The 16,747-nt window shown below is 73.8% G+C and carries 14 protein-coding genes and 1 riboswitch; of the genes, 12 read left to right on the plus strand and 2 right to left on the minus strand.

The window, feature by feature from the left end; translation table 11 throughout:
• The first annotated feature begins 64 nt into the window (after positions 1 to 64).
• From ACO1BR_RS23510 to ACO1BR_RS23535, 6 genes are all read left to right on the plus strand, one after another.
• Positions 65 to 2,197 (plus strand): N-6 DNA methylase, encoded by a 2,133-nt coding sequence (locus ACO1BR_RS23510; RefSeq protein ID WP_426797124.1) that lies wholly within the window; start codon positions 65 to 67, stop codon positions 2,195 to 2,197.
• Between the two features lie 354 nt (positions 2,198 to 2,551).
• On the plus strand, positions 2,552 to 3,184 hold the full coding sequence (locus ACO1BR_RS23515) for a hypothetical protein (RefSeq protein ID WP_426797061.1): 633 nt from the start codon (positions 2,552 to 2,554) through the stop codon (positions 3,182 to 3,184).
• The gene (locus ACO1BR_RS23520; RefSeq protein ID WP_426797062.1) at positions 3,181 to 4,887 is read left to right on the plus strand and encodes a protein kinase domain-containing protein; all 1,707 of its coding nucleotides are present in this window, start codon (positions 3,181 to 3,183) and stop codon (positions 4,885 to 4,887) included. The genes ACO1BR_RS23515 and ACO1BR_RS23520 overlap by 4 nt, the downstream gene beginning before the upstream one ends.
• A gap of 242 nt (positions 4,888 to 5,129) precedes the next feature.
• Positions 5,130 to 5,768 carry a SurA N-terminal domain-containing protein gene (locus ACO1BR_RS23525; RefSeq protein WP_426797063.1) on the plus strand — a complete coding sequence of 213 codons (639 nt, stop codon included), beginning with the start codon at positions 5,130 to 5,132 and terminating at the stop codon, positions 5,766 to 5,768.
• Positions 5,769 to 5,834: 66 nt separating this feature from the next.
• On the plus strand, positions 5,835 to 6,878 hold the full coding sequence (locus ACO1BR_RS23530) for a nucleoside triphosphate pyrophosphohydrolase (RefSeq protein ID WP_426797064.1): 1,044 nt from the start codon (positions 5,835 to 5,837) through the stop codon (positions 6,876 to 6,878).
• A gap of 50 nt (positions 6,879 to 6,928) precedes the next feature.
• A complete protein-coding gene (locus ACO1BR_RS23535) occupies positions 6,929 to 8,899 on the plus strand; it encodes a hypothetical protein (RefSeq protein WP_426797065.1) in 1,971 nt (656 codons plus the stop codon).
• Here the strand turns inward: ACO1BR_RS23535 and ACO1BR_RS23540 are convergent.
• Positions 8,887 to 9,324 carry a hypothetical protein gene (locus tag ACO1BR_RS23540; RefSeq protein ID WP_426797066.1) on the minus strand — a complete coding sequence of 146 codons (438 nt, stop codon included), beginning with the start codon at positions 9,322 to 9,324 and terminating at the stop codon, positions 8,887 to 8,889. The genes ACO1BR_RS23535 and ACO1BR_RS23540 overlap by 13 nt on opposite strands.
• Before the next feature lie 97 nt (positions 9,325 to 9,421).
• Here ACO1BR_RS23540 and ACO1BR_RS23545 point away from each other — a divergent pair, with 97 nt between their 5' ends.
• Positions 9,422 to 10,246, plus strand: a complete 825-nt coding sequence (locus tag ACO1BR_RS23545; RefSeq protein ID WP_426797067.1) for a helix-turn-helix domain-containing protein — start codon at positions 9,422 to 9,424, stop codon at positions 10,244 to 10,246.
• Positions 10,233 to 10,457, plus strand: a complete 225-nt coding sequence (locus ACO1BR_RS23550; RefSeq protein WP_426797068.1) for a DUF397 domain-containing protein — start codon at positions 10,233 to 10,235, stop codon at positions 10,455 to 10,457. The genes ACO1BR_RS23545 and ACO1BR_RS23550 overlap by 14 nt, the downstream gene beginning before the upstream one ends.
• Here the strand turns inward: ACO1BR_RS23550 and ACO1BR_RS23555 are convergent.
• Positions 10,432 to 11,670, minus strand: coding sequence for an MFS transporter (locus ACO1BR_RS23555; protein WP_426797069.1), 1,239 nt, complete (start codon positions 11,668 to 11,670; stop codon positions 10,432 to 10,434). The genes ACO1BR_RS23550 and ACO1BR_RS23555 overlap by 26 nt on opposite strands.
• 123 nt (positions 11,671 to 11,793) lie before the next feature.
• Here ACO1BR_RS23555 and ACO1BR_RS23560 point away from each other — a divergent pair, with 123 nt between their 5' ends.
• The 4 genes from ACO1BR_RS23560 to ACO1BR_RS23575 all read left to right on the plus strand — a co-directional run bounded on the left by ACO1BR_RS23560 (position 11,794) and on the right by ACO1BR_RS23575 (position 16,548).
• Entirely contained in the window at positions 11,794 to 12,669 is an 876-nt protein-coding gene (locus tag ACO1BR_RS23560) for a LysR family transcriptional regulator (protein WP_426797070.1), read from the plus strand.
• Between the two features lie 48 nt (positions 12,670 to 12,717).
• On the plus strand, positions 12,718 to 14,073 hold the full coding sequence (locus tag ACO1BR_RS23565) for a cytochrome P450 family protein (RefSeq protein WP_426797071.1): 1,356 nt from the start codon (positions 12,718 to 12,720) through the stop codon (positions 14,071 to 14,073).
• 230 nt (positions 14,074 to 14,303) lie between these two features.
• Positions 14,304 to 15,449, plus strand: a complete 1,146-nt coding sequence (locus tag ACO1BR_RS23570) for a transglycosylase family protein (protein ID WP_426797072.1) — start codon at positions 14,304 to 14,306, stop codon at positions 15,447 to 15,449.
• A gap of 250 nt (positions 15,450 to 15,699) precedes the next feature.
• A riboswitch (cyclic di-AMP (ydaO/yuaA leader) is annotated at positions 15,700 to 15,869 on the plus strand.
• Between the two features lie 7 nt (positions 15,870 to 15,876).
• Positions 15,877 to 16,548: a transglycosylase family protein gene (locus ACO1BR_RS23575; RefSeq protein WP_426797073.1), complete on the plus strand. Its 672-nt coding sequence runs from the start codon at positions 15,877 to 15,879 to the stop codon at positions 16,546 to 16,548.
• The last annotated feature ends 199 nt before the right edge of the window (positions 16,549 to 16,747 follow it).

The following is a 16,747-nucleotide window of genomic DNA, read 5'->3' on the forward strand; positions in this document are numbered from 1 at the left end:
GTCCCGCGGCGCCGCGGACGCCCGCGCGAGCGCGGAAAGCGGGGCGGACGGCCGCCCGACCGAGGTGACCGCCGCCGGCATCGCCCGGCTCGCCGGCGTCGGCCGGGCCGCGGTCAGCAACTGGCGGCGCCGGCACGCCGACTTCCCCAAGCCGGTCGGCGGCACCGAGACCAGCCCCGCTTTCGCCCTCCGCGACATCGAGCAGTGGCTGCGCGACCAGGGCAAAATCGCCGAGGTGCCACCGCGCGAGCGGGTCTGGCAGCAGCTCGTCGGGCACCCGGCGGGGGCCGCCGCCGCACTCCGCCAGGCCGGTGCCGTGCTGCTGCTGGTCCACGAGCGGCCCGCCGCCTGGCGGCAGCTGCGCGCCGCCGCCGACGACGCCGAACTGACCGGTGTGCTGCCCGCGATGCTGGAATCCGTCCTGGCCGCCCGGCTCGGCGCGGAGCACCCCGTACGGGGCCTGACCTGCGAGGCGCTCGCCCCGTCCGCCGCCCTGGTACGAGCCGCCGGCGACCTCGCGACCGCCGATGGCGCCCCCGAGGCGTACGCCTTCCTGCTCGGCCGGCACCTGGACGCCAACCCCCGCCAGTACACCCTCACGCCGCCCGGACCGGCCGCGCTGATGGCCGAACTGGCCGCAGTCGCAGGCCCGTTGGGAACCGTCCTGGACCCGGCGTGCGGCGCCGGCGCGCTGCTCGCCGCCGCCCGCGACGAGGCCCCCGGCGCCGCCCCGCCCACCCTCCACGGCCAGGACGCCGACCCCGACCTCGCCGCCCTCAGCGCGCTCCGCCTCGCCCTGGAGGCGCCCGGCGCCGAGGTCCGCGTCCGGGCCGCCGACACCCTGCGCGCCGACGCCTTCCCGCAGCTCGCCGCGGACGCCGTCCTCGTCCACCCGCCGTTCAACGAACGCAACTGGGGCCACGACGAACTCGCCTACGACCCCCGCTGGGAGTACGGCTTCCCGGCCCGTACGGAATCCGAACTGGCCTGGGTCCAGCACGCGTTGGCCCGGCTGCGGCCCGGCGGCACCGCGGTCCTCCTCATGCCGCCCGCCGCCGCCTCCCGCCGCTCCGGCCGCCGGATCCGCGCCGACCTGCTGCGCCGCGGCGCGCTGCGGGCGGTCATCGCGCTGCCCGCGGGCGCCGCACCGCCCAACAGCATCCCGCTGCACCTGTGGGTGCTGCGCAAGCCCGGCGGCGGCGCCCACCCGTCGCCCGGCCACCGCCCCTCAACGTCGCCGCTGCGCGGCGGCACCACCCCTCTGGCCCCGCACCTGCTCGTCGTCGACACCGCCGCGCCGCTCGCCGGCGGCACCGGCCGCGACAAGCCCGACTGGCAGACCGTACGGGCCACCGCGGTCGACGCCTGGCAGCTCTTCGACCGCGACGGCGAGATCGAGGAAGTACCCGGCGTACGGCGCTCGCTGGCCGCCATCGACCTCCTCGGCGACGACGTCGACCTGGCACCCGCCCGGCACCTCCCGCCGCCCGCCGCGGCCGGCGGCCCCGGCGAACTCGCCCGGGTCCACGACCGGCTGACCGCCGCCCTCGCCCGTACCACCGAACTGACCCCGCGACCCGGCGAGCGCACCGCCGCCCCCGGGCCGTCCGCCGCCCGCTGGCCGCTGACCACCGTCGGCGAACTGGCCCGCTCCGGCGCCCTCGTGCTGCGCGCCGGCGGCGCCGGGACGGCGGCACCCGACGGAGCCCCAGCGGTCCTCACCGACCATGACGTCATCGGTGGCTTCGCCCCCTCCGGCACGCTCCCCGAAGCGCCCTCCGCCGGCCCGCCCGAGGAGCCGGTGCTCGTCCGGGAAGGCGACGTCGTGGTGCCGGTCCTCGGCGGCGGCGCCATCGCCCGGGTCGTCGACGAGGCCACCGCCGGCGCCGCCCTCGGCCGCAACCTCACCCTGCTGCGCCCCGACCCCACCGCCCTCGACCCCTGGTTCCTCGCCGGCTTCCTGCGCGGCACCGCCAACAACCGGCAGGCCAGCAGCTACGCCTCCACCGCCACCCGGCTCGACGTCCGCCGCCTGCAGCTGCCCCGGCTCCCGCTGGCCGAACAGCGGCGCTACGGGCGGCGGTTCGGCGACCTGGCCGCCTTCGAGGGCGCCCTGCGGCTGGCGTCCCGGCTGGGCGAGCAGCTGGTACAGGGGCTCCACGACGGGTTGACGGACGGGTCGGTCGGGCCGAGCTGAGCCGGGCCGGGCCGGCTGAGCCGGGCCGGTCCGGGAGCCGCGGCCCAGTGGTGCGCGCGGGGCGGCCGAACGCGCCAGCCGGGTAGGGCAATTCGCCTACCCGGGTAAGGCAATTCGCCTACCCGGGTGAGTCAACCAGCCCACCGGGCAAGGCAATTCGCCCGCCCCATTCCGCACAACCCCGCACATGCGCCCGGCGTCGTCTATACGCTCGCAAGCACGTGCGCGCACAGGTACGCCCGGCCCCGCACGCCCCCGAGTTCCCGGCTCCGCCCGAACAGGGCGGCGCCTCCAACGGCCGCCGTGGCAGCGCGGCCCCCGGCCCCGGCCACGAGCGATCCCTCAGGAGTAGTGATGCACGGCCCCGTCCAGGCCCCTCCGCCGCACCGCCCCCCGGCGCGCGGGACGGTCCTCACGCTGCGGGTGGTCTTCGTGGCCGCCACGGTGCTCAGCCTGGGCTTCCTGGCCTGGGCCGCGCTGCTGCGGGCCGCCATCGTGCAGCGCGGGCAGCAGGGCTGGTGGGTCTTCGGCGGCGGCCTGGCGCTGTTCCTCGGCAGCTGCGTGGTGATCACCAGCTACCCCGCGACCGACTGGCGCACGAACGCGGCGGTCGGCGGCCTGCTCCTCCAGATAGCGGGAGCCGTGGCCTACTACCTCGTCGTCGACATCCGCGCCGCCCGTACCGGCGGCTACGGGCCCGGCGCCGCCGGTACGGGCGGATACGGCGCCGCCGCCTACCCCGCCACGCCCCCGGCCGCCGCCCCGCACCCCTACGGCACCCCGCACCCCCCGCCCGCGGCCCCCGCCGACCCGTACGCCGTCACCGCCACCGGACTCCCCCCGTACGCGCCGCCGTCCGGCCACCCCGCGCCGCCGCCCCCGGCGCCCTACGGAACCGACCGGCGCCCGCAGCCCCAGCGCATCGACCGCGTCCGCGCCGAACTCGACGAACTGAGCGACTACCTCCGCAAGGAGGAAGGACGGTGAACGGCCGGGTCATCGCCGGGCGTTACGAACTCTCCGTACTGCTCGGCCAGGGCGGCATGGGCCAGGTCTGGATCGGCTACGACCGCCGCCTGGACCGCCGGGTCGGCGTCAAGCTGCTGCGCCCCGACCGGGTCGCGGGCACGCCGGACGGCGAGGAGATGCGCCGCCGCTTCGTCCGCGAGTGCCGGGTCACCGCCCAGGTCGACCACCCCGGACTCGTCACCGTCCACGACGCCGGCAGCGACGACGAGGACCTCTACCTGGTCATGCAGTACGTCGACGGCGCCGACCTCTCCGACCACCTCGCCGAGCACGACCCCTACCCCTGGCCGTGGGCGGTCTCCGTCGCCGCCCAGCTCTGCGCCGTACTGGCCTCCGTCCACGCCGTGCCGATCGTCCACCGCGACCTCAAGCCGCGGAACGTCATGATCCGGCCGGACGGTTCCGTCGTCGTCCTCGACCTGGGCATCGCCTCCGCCCTGGACACCGACACCACCCGCCTCACCCACACCGGCTCGCCCATCGGCAGCCCCGCGTACATGGCGCCCGAGCAGGCGATGGGCGGCGCCGTCGGCCCGTACACCGACCTGTACGCCCTCGGGGTGCTGCTGCACGAACTCCTCAGCGGCGAGGTCCCGTTCGCCGGCTCCACCGCGCTGGGCGTCCTGCACCGCCACCTCTACGAGGAGCCCGTCCCGGTCCGCCGGCTCCGCCCCGACGTCCCCGAAGCCCTCGAAGCGCTCGTCCTGCACCTCCTGCGCAAGGACCCCCGGGCACGCCCCGCCGACGCCCAGGAGGTCTACGCGGCCCTGGCCCCCCTCCTCCCCACCGCCTCCGTGGGCCCGCACGCCCCGCCGGCCCCGGCCACCCCGCCGGCCCCGATGGACCCCACCCGCCCCTTCCGCCGGCCGCACGCCCCGTGGCCGTCCCGCTCGGCAGGCGCCCCGGCACCCGCCCCGGGGGCGGCGTCCACCCCCCGCGCCCCTGAGCCGTCACCGGCCGCCCGCCCGGTCGCCGCGGCGGCCGCCCCCGCCCGCCCGGTCCACGATCCCCGTACCTCCCTCCAGAGCGACCGGAACGAGCGCTCCGCCGGCGCATCGCACGGGTCCGCCCCCCTCACCCCCTCCTCGTCCACCGGTGCCGTTGCGGACGTGGCCGCCGCCGTCGACGAGGTCAAGGACCTCCTCGACCAGGGCCGTATCACCCGCGCCGTGGACATCCTCGGCGGCATCCTCCCGGCCGCCGCCGAACGCCACGGCGCCCACTCCCCGGTCGTCCGCACCCTCCGCAAGCAGTACGCGGCCACCCTCATGGACGACGGCCAGTACCGCCGCGCACTGCCCGAACTACGGCTCCTGGCCGAGGAGTTCGCCAAGGAGTCCGGCGCCGGTGCCACCCGCCAGGCCCTCCAGTTCCACTACGAGGCCGCCCAGTGCCTGGAGCAGCTCGGCGAGGTGTCCCAGGCCCTGGAGGAGTACCGCGCCCTCCTCCCGTACTTCGAGCACTACGCCGACGACCCGATCCGCCCCCTGGAGATCCGCCGCTCCATAGGCCACCTCCTCCTCGCCCAAGGCGAACGCGCCGCCGCGCAGGACGCCCTCTCCCGCCTCCTCTACGACGCCGAACGCCTCCACGGGCCGCACCACGCCTTCCCGTCGGAGATCCGCCGCACGCTGTACTGGCTGAGCCAGGTGCAGGGCTGAGCCAGGTGTGCAGGGCTGAGCCAGGTGTGCAGGGCTGAGCCGGCGGCCAGCGGTGGGCCCGGGGGCGCACCGCTCACGCCCCGCGCCCCCGCCCCGCCCTCGCCCGGCCCCACCCGGAGAACCGACCCCCGCACGGATCGTTGGCCGAAGCGGTGGCCCTGGGCCACACCGACTCCATAGCATCGACCTTCAAGGTCGAGTCTCCGTCCGTTCCGTCGTCGCACGATCTGCCGGGAGGCCAAGTGTTCCGCCGTAGGACAGCGCTCTCCGTTTCCGCCGCCGCTCTGCTGGCCGCGACCCCCCTGCTCGCCGCCTGCGGCACCGATGCGCATCCCGGTGCCGCCGCCATCGTCGACGGAAAGCGGATCACCGTCGCGCAGTTGCAGTCCAGGGTGAGGGACATCCGCGCCGCGCAGGCCACGTCCCCGCAGGGCGAGCAGCTGGTCACGAACACCGGGCGGCTCAGCCTGGCCACCCTCAACGGCATGATCTTCGACGAGGTGCTGGCGCGGGCCGCGAAGGACGCCGGGGTGAGGGTCACCCGCTCCGACGTCCAGCAGTGGCGGGAGACGGCCGAGCAGCGCTCCGGCGGCGCGGAGCGGCTGAAGCTGATGTGGATCCAGCAGGGCATCGCGCCCGACGAGATCGACGCGATGGCCCGCAACCAGCTCCTGATGGACGGCCTGGCCCGGCACCTCGGCGCGGACCGCAACCTGCCGCAGGGCCAGCAGAAGCTGGCCCAGGTGCTGTCCAAGACGTCCCGGGACATGGGCATCGACGTCAACCCGCGCTTCGGCAAGTGGGACGACCAGCAGGTCATCCTCGGCGAGACCAAGGACCCGTGGATCACCCCGGCCGCGCCACAACAGCAGCAGGTCTAGGGCCTGACCCCTGGGAAGGGGGCGGGCACCGGCGTCTCTGTCACCCCCTTGCGTTACGTTCGATGCGTGAACGCTGACGCCTCCTCCGCCGCCGACGCCGGCGCCGAGCCCCACCCCCAGGGCGCCGGCACCGGCCGCCTGGTCCTGCTCACGACCAGCCACCGGGTCGCCCCCGGACTGCTGTCCTGGCCCGCGTGGCAGATCGTGCGGGCCGCCGAGCGGGTGCTGTGCGCCGACCCGGACCATCCGCAGCTGCCTTACCTACGCGAGGCCGGCGTCACCGTCGAGATCGCCGCCCCCACCGCCCGCGAACTGGTCGACTACTGCTCCCCCGTAGCCTTGACGGCACGGGAGGTGCCCCCATCCGGCGCCCGTACGGCCGTCGTCATCACCTCCGCCGACGGCGAGAGCGCGCTGACCGACGGCCTGGCCCGGCTCGCCGGCTCCGGCCGCGAAACCATGCCCGACCTGGAGCTGCTCCCCGGCTCCTACGACCTCCCCGGCGCCCGCCTGCTCGACCTCGTCCAGGTCATGGACCAGATCCGCGCCGAGTGCCCCTGGAGCAGCATCCGCACCCACCGCGACCTGGCCAAGTACGCCATCGAGGAGGCGTACGAGCTGGTCGAGGCCATCGAGGAGGGCGACCGCGAGGCGCTGCGCGAGGAACTGGGCGATGTGCTCCTCCAGGTCGTCTTCCACGCCCGGATCGCCCAGGACGACCCCGACGAGCCGTTCTCGGTCGACGACGTGGCCGGCACGATCGTCGAGAAGCTGCTCCACCGCCACCCCCACGTCTTCGGCGTCGAGACCGCCGAGACCCCCGAGGACGTCAAGGCCCACTGGATCCGCACCAAGGCCGAGGAGAAGCAGCGCGACTCCGTCACCGAGGGCATTCCGCTCGCCCAGCCCGGCCTCGCCCTGGCGGCGAAACTTGCCTCGCGGGTCCGCACCGCGGGCCTGGACGTCCCGACGCCCTCGGGGCCGGGCATCGGCTACGAGCTGCTGGCGCTGGCCGTCCGCGCCGAATCCGAGGGCGTCGACCCGGAGGCGGCCCTGCGCGCGGCGGCCCGGACGTATCGGGATGCGGTGGTGGCGGCCGAAGGCCGCTGAAGGGGCGCTCCTTAAGTACCGTTGGGGCAGCGGTAGATGAGGGGGCGCGGGTGAGCAGTGAGAAGCCACGGCGGACGGAGAACGTGATCTCCGGTGGCAGCATGGGCAGCGTGGTGCAGGCCGAGACCATCGGGGCGGTGACCTTGCAGTCGGGCGGCTTCCCCGGGGCCCTGCCCGATCCGCAGGGCTGGCCCACGCCCGAGGACCTCGACCCCATCGCCCTCGGCGTCCGCCCCGTCGAGCGCGTGCCCGGTCACCCCGCGCTGACGCCCTACGTCCTCCGGGAGCGCGACGGTGACCTCAACGCGGCGCTGGAGCAGGCACGTTCGGGCGGCGGGTTGGTGCTGGTGCTCGGTGAGCCGTTCGCCGGGAAGTCCCGCGCGGCGCTGACGGCGATGGTGGAACTGCTCGCCGGCTTCCGTGTCTTCGCACCTGCCCGCCGCACGGACCTGCGGGGGCTGCCCGCCCTGCTGTACGGGCGCCAGGATCGCTGTGTCATCTGGCTCGACGACCTCGACGAGCACCTGGGTGAAGCCGACGGCGGACTGGAGCCGCGCCTGCTGGCCCAGTTGACCGCCCTGCGGGTCGTCGTCCTCGCCACCATGCGCGAGGACGCCTACGACGCCTGCCGCGCCGAGCCCCGCGGCCGGGTCCTGGACCTGGCGCACACCGTCGAGCTGCCGCGGGAGTGGAGCGCGACGGAGCGAGACCGGCTGGCGCGCTGTGCCCAGCTCATCAGCGACCCCCGGCTGGCCGAAGCCGCCCGTTGCAGCGGCCCGGAAAGCGTCCCCGCCTACCTCACCCTCTCCCCCCTCCTCTGGGAGGAATGGTGGCGCGCCCGCCGCGCCGACCGACACCCGCGCGGCCACGCCCTGGTCCGCGCCGCCCTCGACCTCGCCCGCTGCGGGCTCACCGGCCCCCTCCCCATGGACCTCCTGCTCAAGGTCCACGAGGGCTACGCGGACGTGACCGGGATGGACCGCGAGTCCATCAAGGACGCGCGTGCCTGGGCGGTTGAGCGTCGCCACGGGCTGCTGCGGCTGCTCGACCGTGTCACGGGCGACACCTGGCGGGCCGCGCCGTTCCTCGTCGCGACGGCGGCCCGGCGTGGTGAACTGCCCGCCGTGGACGGCCAGGTGTGGGGCTGTGCACTGGAGGCGGCCCGTACGGACCCGGCGTACGACTATGCGGAGGTCGCGGCGAAGGCGCGCGCCGCCTTCGAGTGCGCCGCCGAGGCGGGGGACACCTCCGCCCTCCACAACCTCGGCGTGCTCGCCGAGTCGCTGGAGGAGAGGGAGGCGGCCGAGAGCTGGTTCCGGCAGGCCGCGGAGGCCGGCGAAGCGCGGTCCGCGGGCCGACTCGGGCGGATGCTGGCCGAGCGCGGGGAGGACAAGGCCGCCGAGCCGTTCCTGGAGACCGCCGCCGAAGCGGGGGACGCGGAGGCGGCGACGCTGCTGGGCAAGCTGCTGCGGGCGCGGGCCGAGCGCTGGTTCACGGTCGGGTGGAAGGGCGGGAACCCGGAAGCGGCGCATCTGCTCGGCGATCTGCGGGTGGGGGACGGCAATGACGACGACGCCTACAGCGCGTACGTGGACGCGATGCGGGCCGGGTACTCAGAGGTGGCGAGGAGCGTCGCCCGCGTGCTGATGCTCTTCAACGACCAGGACGAGACCGAGGTCTGGCTCTGTCGTGCCGCGGATTCCGGCGACGAGAGGGCGGCCGCGATGCTGAGGTTCGGCTTCGGGGAGGGCCGTGTGGTGTATGGCCCTGAAGAGGAACTCACGGAGATGGCTCGCGCCGGTGACCCGCTGACGGCCGCCAACCTCGGCCGCTTCCTGGAACTCCGCGACCGCCCCGACGAGGCCCGCACCTGGTACTTGAAGGGCTACGAACAGGGCGACGCCTACGCTGCGTTCCGCCTCGCCGAGCTGCACAAGGCGGACGGTGACGAGGCCGAAGCCGCGGCCTGGTACCGCAAGGCCGCGGCCCTGGGCCACCCCGTACCGGATCAGAGCAAGTGATCCGCCGTGCGCTCGCCGTCCGCTCCGGTGTCGGCGTCGTCGTACGCGGGCGTGGGCAACCGGGCGCCCCGACTCACCGCCACCCGGCGCACGTTGGCGAGTGAGGTGGTCAGGTCGGCCGCGAGCAGATGGATCTCGCCGGGCGTCCACGTCCGAGCACGAAGGACGTGCCCGGCTTCCTCGATGAGTTCGGCCGCCGAGTCGAGCTGCGCCGCCTCGACCCGGTCGGCCATGCGGGAGACGTATCCGGCCCCGTCGCTCGGGAGGAGGTAGCACGGCTTCCCTTCCGGACCGGTCCATGGCAGAAGCCGCCCGCCGTCCATGAGCCCTCGATTAGGCTCGTTCATGTCGTCAACCTCCGTGGGGTTGGTGGCCACGCCCTCGGGCCGGTGCACGCCGGTCGCGAGGGTCCTGCGTTTCTTCACGCTGTGTGGTGGTTCCCTCACAGAGTGCGGGTCGTTCTGGCTACGCTTCTAGTGGGGCGAGCCCGACAACGTAGCCGTCAAGCAGGGGAGTTCAGCCATGAAGAGGGAACACCGGCCACGCACCCCCAGGGAGAAGTACGGGGAGGAGCTGAAGATTCGGCGCATTGCGGCCGACATGACGCAGGAGGCGCTGAGTGAGCGCGTGGTGTGCTCGCCGACGCTGATCAGTCACTTCGAGGCGGGCAGGCGGCTTCCGAAGCCGGATGACGCGCAGCGGATCGACCAGGCGCTGGGGACGGACGGTTTCTTCGTCCGGTGGCTGGAGGATCTGGAGTCCAAGTACACCGATCATTTCGCGGCCGTTGCCGAGTTGGAGCAACAAGCCACGCTGATCCAGTACTTCGCGCTGACGCTGGTCCCCGGCGTGCTCCAGACCGACGACTACGCGGGTGCTTTGTTCCGCGCCTACCGGCCGAACTACACGGCCGAGGAGCTTGACGAGTTCGTCGTCATCCGAACGAAACGCCGCCGCATCCTCGACGGACCGATGCAGCCGGTCGCGTGGACGCTGCTCGACGAGGCCGTTCTCCGGCGCCGCGTCGGCGGTGGGCGAGTCATGGCCGACCAGTTGCACAGGATCGCGGACGTGGCAGAGGCGGGGCGGTTGCGCCTGCACGTACTGCCGAACAACGTGGGGGCGCATGCGCTCCAACAGAGCTTGCTCACGCTCATGAGCTTTGCGGACTCGGCCCCGGTGGCCTACGTCGAGGGCTTCGTGACCGGGAACTTGATGGATGACCCGGCCCTGGTGAGTGCCTGCCAGACGGCCTACGCTCTGGCTCTGGGCGACGCGTTGTCGCAGCAGGAGTCACTGGCCCTCGTCAGGGCGGCAGCAGAGGAACACGCGCATGGGCAGCACTAAGGGCATCGTCTCCAACTCGTCCATCCTCACCGGGTGGTACAAGTCCAGTCACAGTGGCGGCGATCAAGGCGAATGCCTGGAAGTAGCCCGCGGCCACGCCCACATCCCCGTACGCGACAGCAAGCGCCCCACCGGCCCGGCGCTGCTCTTTCCCTCCGAAAGCTGGGCTGCGTTCGTAACGGCCGTCAGGAGTGGGGAGTTCTCCGCCTGAGCCGCTCCACCACCCAAACCCCCACCACCGCAACCGCCAGCCCCGCTCCCAACGCGCAGACGCCGTTCCAGCCGCCCTGGCTCCACACGACCGAGGTGAGCGCCGAGCCCACCGCGCCGCCCACGAAGTAGCTGGTCATGTAAGCCGAGTTGAGGCGGTTGCGGGCCTCGGGGCGGACCCCGTACACCAGGTTCTGGTTGCTGACGTGCACGCCGTGGGCGGCGAGGTCCAGCACGATCACCCCGGCCAGCAGCGCCGCCAGCGACCAGCCGCCGCCCGCGCCTCCGGCCGCGAGGAGGCCCCAGGAGCTCAGGAGCAGGAACGCGCAGGCGCCGGTGACCCGGTGGGCCAGTCCGCGGTCCGCGAGGCGCCCCGCGACGGAGGCGGCGAGCGAACCGGCCGCGCCGACCAGCCCCAGCAGCCCGATCGCCGACTCCTGCCAGCCGTACGCGGGCCCGGACAGCAGGAACGCCATCGCGGTCCACAGGACGCTGAAGCCCGCGAAGGACAGGGCGCCGAGCGCCGCCCGCCAGCGCAGCACCGGTTCCTGTGCGAACAGGGCCAGAGTCGAGCGCAGCAGGGCGGGATAGCGCAGTCCGGCCGTGGTCCGCAGCGCCGGGAGGCGGAGCCGCAGCAGGACGGCCATCAGGAGCATCAGGGCGGCGTTGACCCAGTAGACGGTGCGCCAGCCGCCGAGTTCGGCGAGCAGCCCGGCCGCCGTACGGGCCAGCAGGATGCCCAGCAGCAGGCCGGTCATCACGGTGCCGATGGTCCGGCCGCGTTCCTCGGGGGCGGCCAGGGTCGCCGCGAACGGCATGACGACCTGGGCGGCGACCGAGGCCAAGCCGGTCAGGGCGGTGCCGGTCAGCAGCAGCGCGGCGTTCGGGGCGCTGGCCGTCACGGTCAGGAAGGCGGCGGTCAGGGCGCAGAGGACGACCGCGAGGCGGCGGCGTTCCAGGAGGTCGCCGAGGGGGACGAGGAGCAGCAGGCCGATCCCGTAGCCGGTCTGGGCGACGGTGACGACCAGGGCGGCGGTGCCGGCGGAGAGGTGGAGGTCGTGGCCTATGACGTCCAGGAGGGGCTGGGCGAAGTAGTTGCCGGCGACGGACAGGCCGGCGGCGGCGGACATGAGCAGCAGGGTGCCGCGCCCCAGGCGGGGCGGGGTGTCCGGCTCGGTCTCCGGTGCGGTCTCCCGCGGCGCGACGGTTCTCATGGCACCCAGCCTCGGGGCTGCCGCATCCATCGGTCCAACACATAGTTTTCATCACATCGATCGTGAAACGAGATGGGTGGCCACGCGGCGGGTGCGGGTGGTCACGCGCCTACGATCGCGCGCATGGAGCTCCAGCAGATGCGGTACGTCGTCGCGGTCGCCGAGACCGGTGGGTTCACCCGGGCCGCGGAGCGCTGCCATGTGGTGCAGTCGGCGCTCAGCCATCAGGTCGCCCGGTTGGAGAAGGAGCTGGGGGCCCGGCTCTTCGACCGGACGAGCCGGAGCGTGCGGCTGACCGCCGCCGGGGAAGCCTTCGTTCCGGTCGCCCGGCAGGCGCTCCAGGCGGCCGAGCGGGCCCGTGCCGAGGTGGAGGCGGCGACCGGCGAGGTGCGCGGACGGCTGGCGGTGGGGGCGATCTCCACCGTGGAGGCGGTCGATCTCGCCCGCGAGCTGGGCGCGTTCCGTACGAGGTATCCGAAGGTGCGGATCGGCCTCCAGATGGAGATGAGCGATCCGTTGATCGAGCGGGTGCGGGCGGGCGTGCTGGACGTGGCGTTCGTCGGGCTGGTGCCCGGGGCGCGCACGGTCGGTGTGCGGGAGAAGGTGCTGGCGCACGGGGAACTGGTCGCGGTGGTGCCGCCGGAGCATCCGCTGGCCGGGCGGGAGTGGACGACGCTGGCGCGGGTGGCGCGCGAGACGTTCGTCGACTACGCCGAGGGCTCGGCGGCCCGCCGCCAGCGCGAGGAGGCGTTCCGGGCGGCGGGGCTGACGTCGGAGGTGGCGTTCGAGGTGACCACCGTGGAGTTCCTGGCGAAGCTGGTCCGGGCCGGGCTCGGCGTCGGCATGGTGCCGGAGGAGTTCGCCCGGAAGCTGACCGGGCTGCACACGGTGCGGGTACGGCCCGCGCCGGAGCGCACCGAGCGGGTGGTGTGGAGCGGGCTGGGGCCGTCGCCGGCCGCGGCGGCGTTCCTGGCGGGGCTGGGCGTCGAGCCGGGGTGAGGCCCATGGGTGGGGCGGTGCGGGTGGGGCAGCGGTTACGGTCGATATGTGCAGCAGACGTCCGACGCCCACCCCGACGCCCACCTCGACGCCCCGCCCGCCGGTGAGCCCGCGGGCTGTCCCGCCGCTTCCGTGGCCACCCCCGCGCCCGACCTCTTCACCTGGGAGTTCGCCGCCGACCCGTACCCGGCGTACGCCTGGCTGCGGGAGCATGCGCCGGTGCACCGGACGGCGTTGCCGAGCGGTGTCGAGGCGTGGCTGGTCACCCGCTACGCGGACGCCCGGCAGGCGCTCGCCGACGCACGGCTGTCCAAGAACCCGGTGCACCACTCCGAGGCGGCCCACGGCAAGGGCCGGATCGGCATCCCGGGTGAGCGCAGCGCGAATCTGATGACGCATCTGCTGAACATCGACCCGCCGGACCACACCCGGCTGCGCCGCCTGGTCTCGAAGGCGTTCACCCCCCGCCGGGTCGCCGAATTCGCGCCGCGCATACAGGAGTTGACGGACCATCTGGTCGACGGCTTCGCGGCCCGGGGGAGCGCGGACCTGATCCACGAGTTCGCCTTCCCGCTGCCGATCTACGCGATCTGCGACCTGCTCGGCGTCCCGCCCGAGGACCAGGACGACTTCCGCGACTGGGCGGGCATGATGCTGCGACACACCAAAGCCGGGTCCGGCGGGGGGCCGCGCGGCGGCGTCGCCCGCTCGGTGAAGAAGATGCGCACGTACCTGGCCGAGCTGATCCACAGCAAGCGGGCCGGCCTGGGTGCGACGGCCGCCCCGGACGAGGACCTGATCTCCGGCCTGATCCGCGCCTCCGACCACGGCGAGCACCTCACCGAGAACGAGGCCGCGGCGATGGCCTTCATCCTGCTCTTCGCCGGTTTCGAGACCACCGTCAACCTCATCGGCAACGGCACCTACGCGCTGCTGCGCCACCCCGCCCAGCGCGAGCTGCTCCAGAAGTCGATGGCGGCCGGCGACACCGAACTGCTCGCCACCGGCATCGAGGAGCTGCTGCGCTACGACGGTCCCGTGGAGCTGGCCACCTGGCGGTTCGCGACCCGGGACCTGACGCTGGGCGGGCAGCGGATCGCCGAGGGGGACCCGGTGCTCGTGGTGCTGGCCGCCGCCGACCGCGACCCGGCGCGGTTCACCGAGCCGGACGTCCTCGACCTCACCCGGCGTGACAACCCGCACCTGGGATACGGGCACGGGATCCACTACTGCCTCGGTGCGCCGCTGGCCCGCCTCGAAGGGCAGACCGCACTCGCCACCCTGCTGACCCGGCTCCCGGACATCCGGCTTGCGGCGGAACCGGATGATTTGCGCTGGCGCGGCGGGCTCATCATGCGCGGACTGCGGTCCCTGCCGGTGGAGTTCACGCCGAACGGCCGCTGACCGGCGAAGGTCGACGAGCCCAGCCGAACCTGACATGACGTCAGCTGCGTGACCTACGCGTGATCTCCACTACACCGACTTGTGACTACCCGTGACCCCGGCTACCTTTCCACGGACGATCGCGGTCGAATGTTCGACCGGCGGCCGGACCGACGGCAGGACCCGGCGGACCGGCCGGGGCCACTGTGGCGCCGATCCGACAACTCAACCGCCGCGCGAAAGGCAACCGCATGCGTTCCGGGAACGGCCGGCATCGTCGACCCCGTCAAGCACCGGCCATTTTTGTCACGGCAGGAGTAACCGGCGCGGGCCTCGCCCTGCCGCTGTTCGCCGCCAGCGGCGCCCACGCCGCCGACACCGCCACCTGGGACAAGGTCGCCCAGTGCGAGAGCGGTGGGGTGTGGAGCGCGAACGCGGGCAACGGCTTCTACGGCGGCCTGCAGCTCACCCAGGAGATGTGGGACGGCTACGGCGGCTCGGCCTACGCCTCCCGCCCCGACCTCGCCAGCCGCGCCCAGCAGATCGCCGTGGCCGAGGCCATACTCGACGACCGCGGCCCGGACGCCTTCCCCGGCTGCGCGGCCAACGCCGGCCTCACCAAGGACGGCCGGACGCCGGACGTCGACCCCGGCAGCACGACCAGGCCCTCCCCGCGCCCGTCGCACTCGCACACCGCCGACCCCTCCGACGGGTCGGACGACGACTCGGGCACCGCCGGCCCGTCCGGTTCGGCGCCCGGACCCGACACCCCGGGCTCCACGGACGCTGGCGACCAGGGCGATCAGGGTGGCCAGGGCAACCAGGGCGACCGCGGAAACCATGGCGACAAGGGCAACCGGGGCGACCACGGCAACAAGGGGGACAAGGGGAACAAGGGCGATAAGGGCGATCGCCCTGCCGACCCCACCACGGACCCCACCACCGACCCCACCGGCCCGTCGGCGACCCCGTCGCCGTCCGGTACGGCCTCTCCCGGGCCCGGCGACGGCCGGCCGGCCCCGTCCGTGCCGCCCGGCCGGGGCAAGCACCGCGGCGCCCCGGACGACGGCGAGGGCAAGGGTGACGGCAGGAACGGCAGCGGTGACGGCGGCAAGGGTCGCGGCACCGGCGCGGGCCCGGACGAGGACCGGGGCGACGACCCCGCCGGCTCCCCGGGCGGCCACGCCTCCCGCGGCGGTGACGCGCACGGCACGCCCCCGGCGGGTGCCGACCGGTACCTCGTACGTCCCGGTGACACCCTGTCAGCGATCGCCGGGAGCCATGACCTGCCCGGCGGCTGGCCCGCGCTCTACGCGCACAACAAGGACGTCGTCGGCGCCGACGCGGACCTGATTCGCCCAGGTCAGCTGCTCGATCTCGGGCACGGGGAAGGGTAGTTACCGGCGGTTCGTCCGGTTTCTCCAAAGTGAGACAAGGCTCTCGTTGCGGGGGGTGGGTCCTGGCCCGCCCCCCGTTGCCATACCGGTGCCGACCTGCGGAAATGTGACCTGCGATGATCAAAAACGGTCAACTTGGTTCAGAACATGGGGTTTGAACACCAAGCGGGTTACTGCTTACGGTCGGGACCGCTCGCCAAAGCGGGCTCTGCGATCGCACGCCGAATCCTGCCGGCGGTCGGAGGCAACCGACGCGCAAGCGCCGAAGGCAGGAGCGGGGGACCCAAGGTAGGTGCCGGCCCCGCCCGTGAAAGCGGGTCAGCCGGCTTGGGGTGAAGCCGTGTGTGCAGCACACACGGCCGGGCAACTCACATGGCCCGAACCCGACAGCTCACCTCGTAGGCGTCGGTGAGGAAACGAACGCACCATGCTGATCAACAAGGGCAAGCACCGTCGCAGCTCCAAGGCCGTCCGCGTCGCCACCCTGGCCGGTGTCGCCGGTGCCGCCGTCGCCGTCCCGCTGATGGGCGCCACCTCCGCCTCCGCGGCCTCGGTCGCCACCTGGGACAAGGTCGCCCAGTGCGAGTCCGGCGGCAACTGGTCGATCAACACCGGTAACGGCTACTACGGTGGCCTGCAGTTCTCGAACTCCAGCTGGGCCGCCGCCGGTGGCACCAAGTACGCGGCCCGCGCCGACCTGGCCACCAAGGACCAGCAGATCGCCGTCGCCGAGAAGCTGCTCGCCATCCAGGGCCCGGGTGCCTGGTCCTGCGCCGGCGCCGGCAACCTGACCGCCGGTGGCCCGGCCGCCAACGTCGACGCGTCCGGCTCCGCCGTCAAGAAGAGCCAGGGCACCACCGAGACCCGCAAGAAGACCGAGGGCACCACCAAGAAGTCCGCCCCGGTCCGCGAGAAGGCCCAGCCGGCCCCGCAGCACTCGCACCGCTCCGGCGAGACCTACACCGTGAAGTCCGGTGACACCCTCGCCAAGATCGCCAAGGCGCACGGCACCAACTGGAAGGCGCTGTACGCGGCCAACAAGTCCGTCGTCGGCGGCAACCCGAACCTCATCTTCCCGGGCCAGAAGCTCAGCATCTGAGCCGCTTCGGCCGGCCCGGCCGTCTGAGCCGAACGTGAGCCGGACCCGATCCGGACCGGCCGTCCGAGCCTGCCCCGCCCCGGCGCGTACTTCCCCCGAGCGCGCCGCGGCGGGGCTTCTCCATGACGTCATGACGTCGCGTCCCTGACGTCGCGTCCCTGACGTCGCGTCCGTGACATCGCGCAGCCCGCCCGACGGG

The organism is Streptomyces sp. YGL11-2 (assembly GCF_050054615.1).
In the GTDB taxonomy this organism is placed as follows: domain Bacteria; phylum Actinomycetota; class Actinomycetes; order Streptomycetales; family Streptomycetaceae; genus Streptomyces.

What these genes read in the sequence shown, in the direction of transcription:
- ACO1BR_RS23515 (WP_426797061.1), top strand. Translation starts at nt 2,552, where the DNA reads ATGCACGGCCCCGTCCAGGCCCCTCCGCCGCACCGCCCCCCGGCGCGC.
- ACO1BR_RS23545 (WP_426797067.1), top strand. Translation starts at nt 9,422, where the DNA reads ATGAAGAGGGAACACCGGCCACGCACCCCCAGGGAGAAGTACGGGGAG.
- ACO1BR_RS23550 (WP_426797068.1), top strand. Translation starts at nt 10,233, where the DNA reads ATGGGCAGCACTAAGGGCATCGTCTCCAACTCGTCCATCCTCACCGGG.
- ACO1BR_RS23555 (WP_426797069.1), bottom strand. Translation starts at nt 11,670, where the DNA reads ATGAGAACCGTCGCGCCGCGGGAGACCGCACCGGAGACCGAGCCGGAC.
- ACO1BR_RS23560 (WP_426797070.1), top strand. Translation starts at nt 11,794, where the DNA reads ATGGAGCTCCAGCAGATGCGGTACGTCGTCGCGGTCGCCGAGACCGGT.
- ACO1BR_RS23570 (WP_426797072.1), top strand. Translation starts at nt 14,304, where the DNA reads ATGCGTTCCGGGAACGGCCGGCATCGTCGACCCCGTCAAGCACCGGCC.
- ACO1BR_RS23575 (WP_426797073.1), top strand. Translation starts at nt 15,877, where the DNA reads ATGCTGATCAACAAGGGCAAGCACCGTCGCAGCTCCAAGGCCGTCCGC.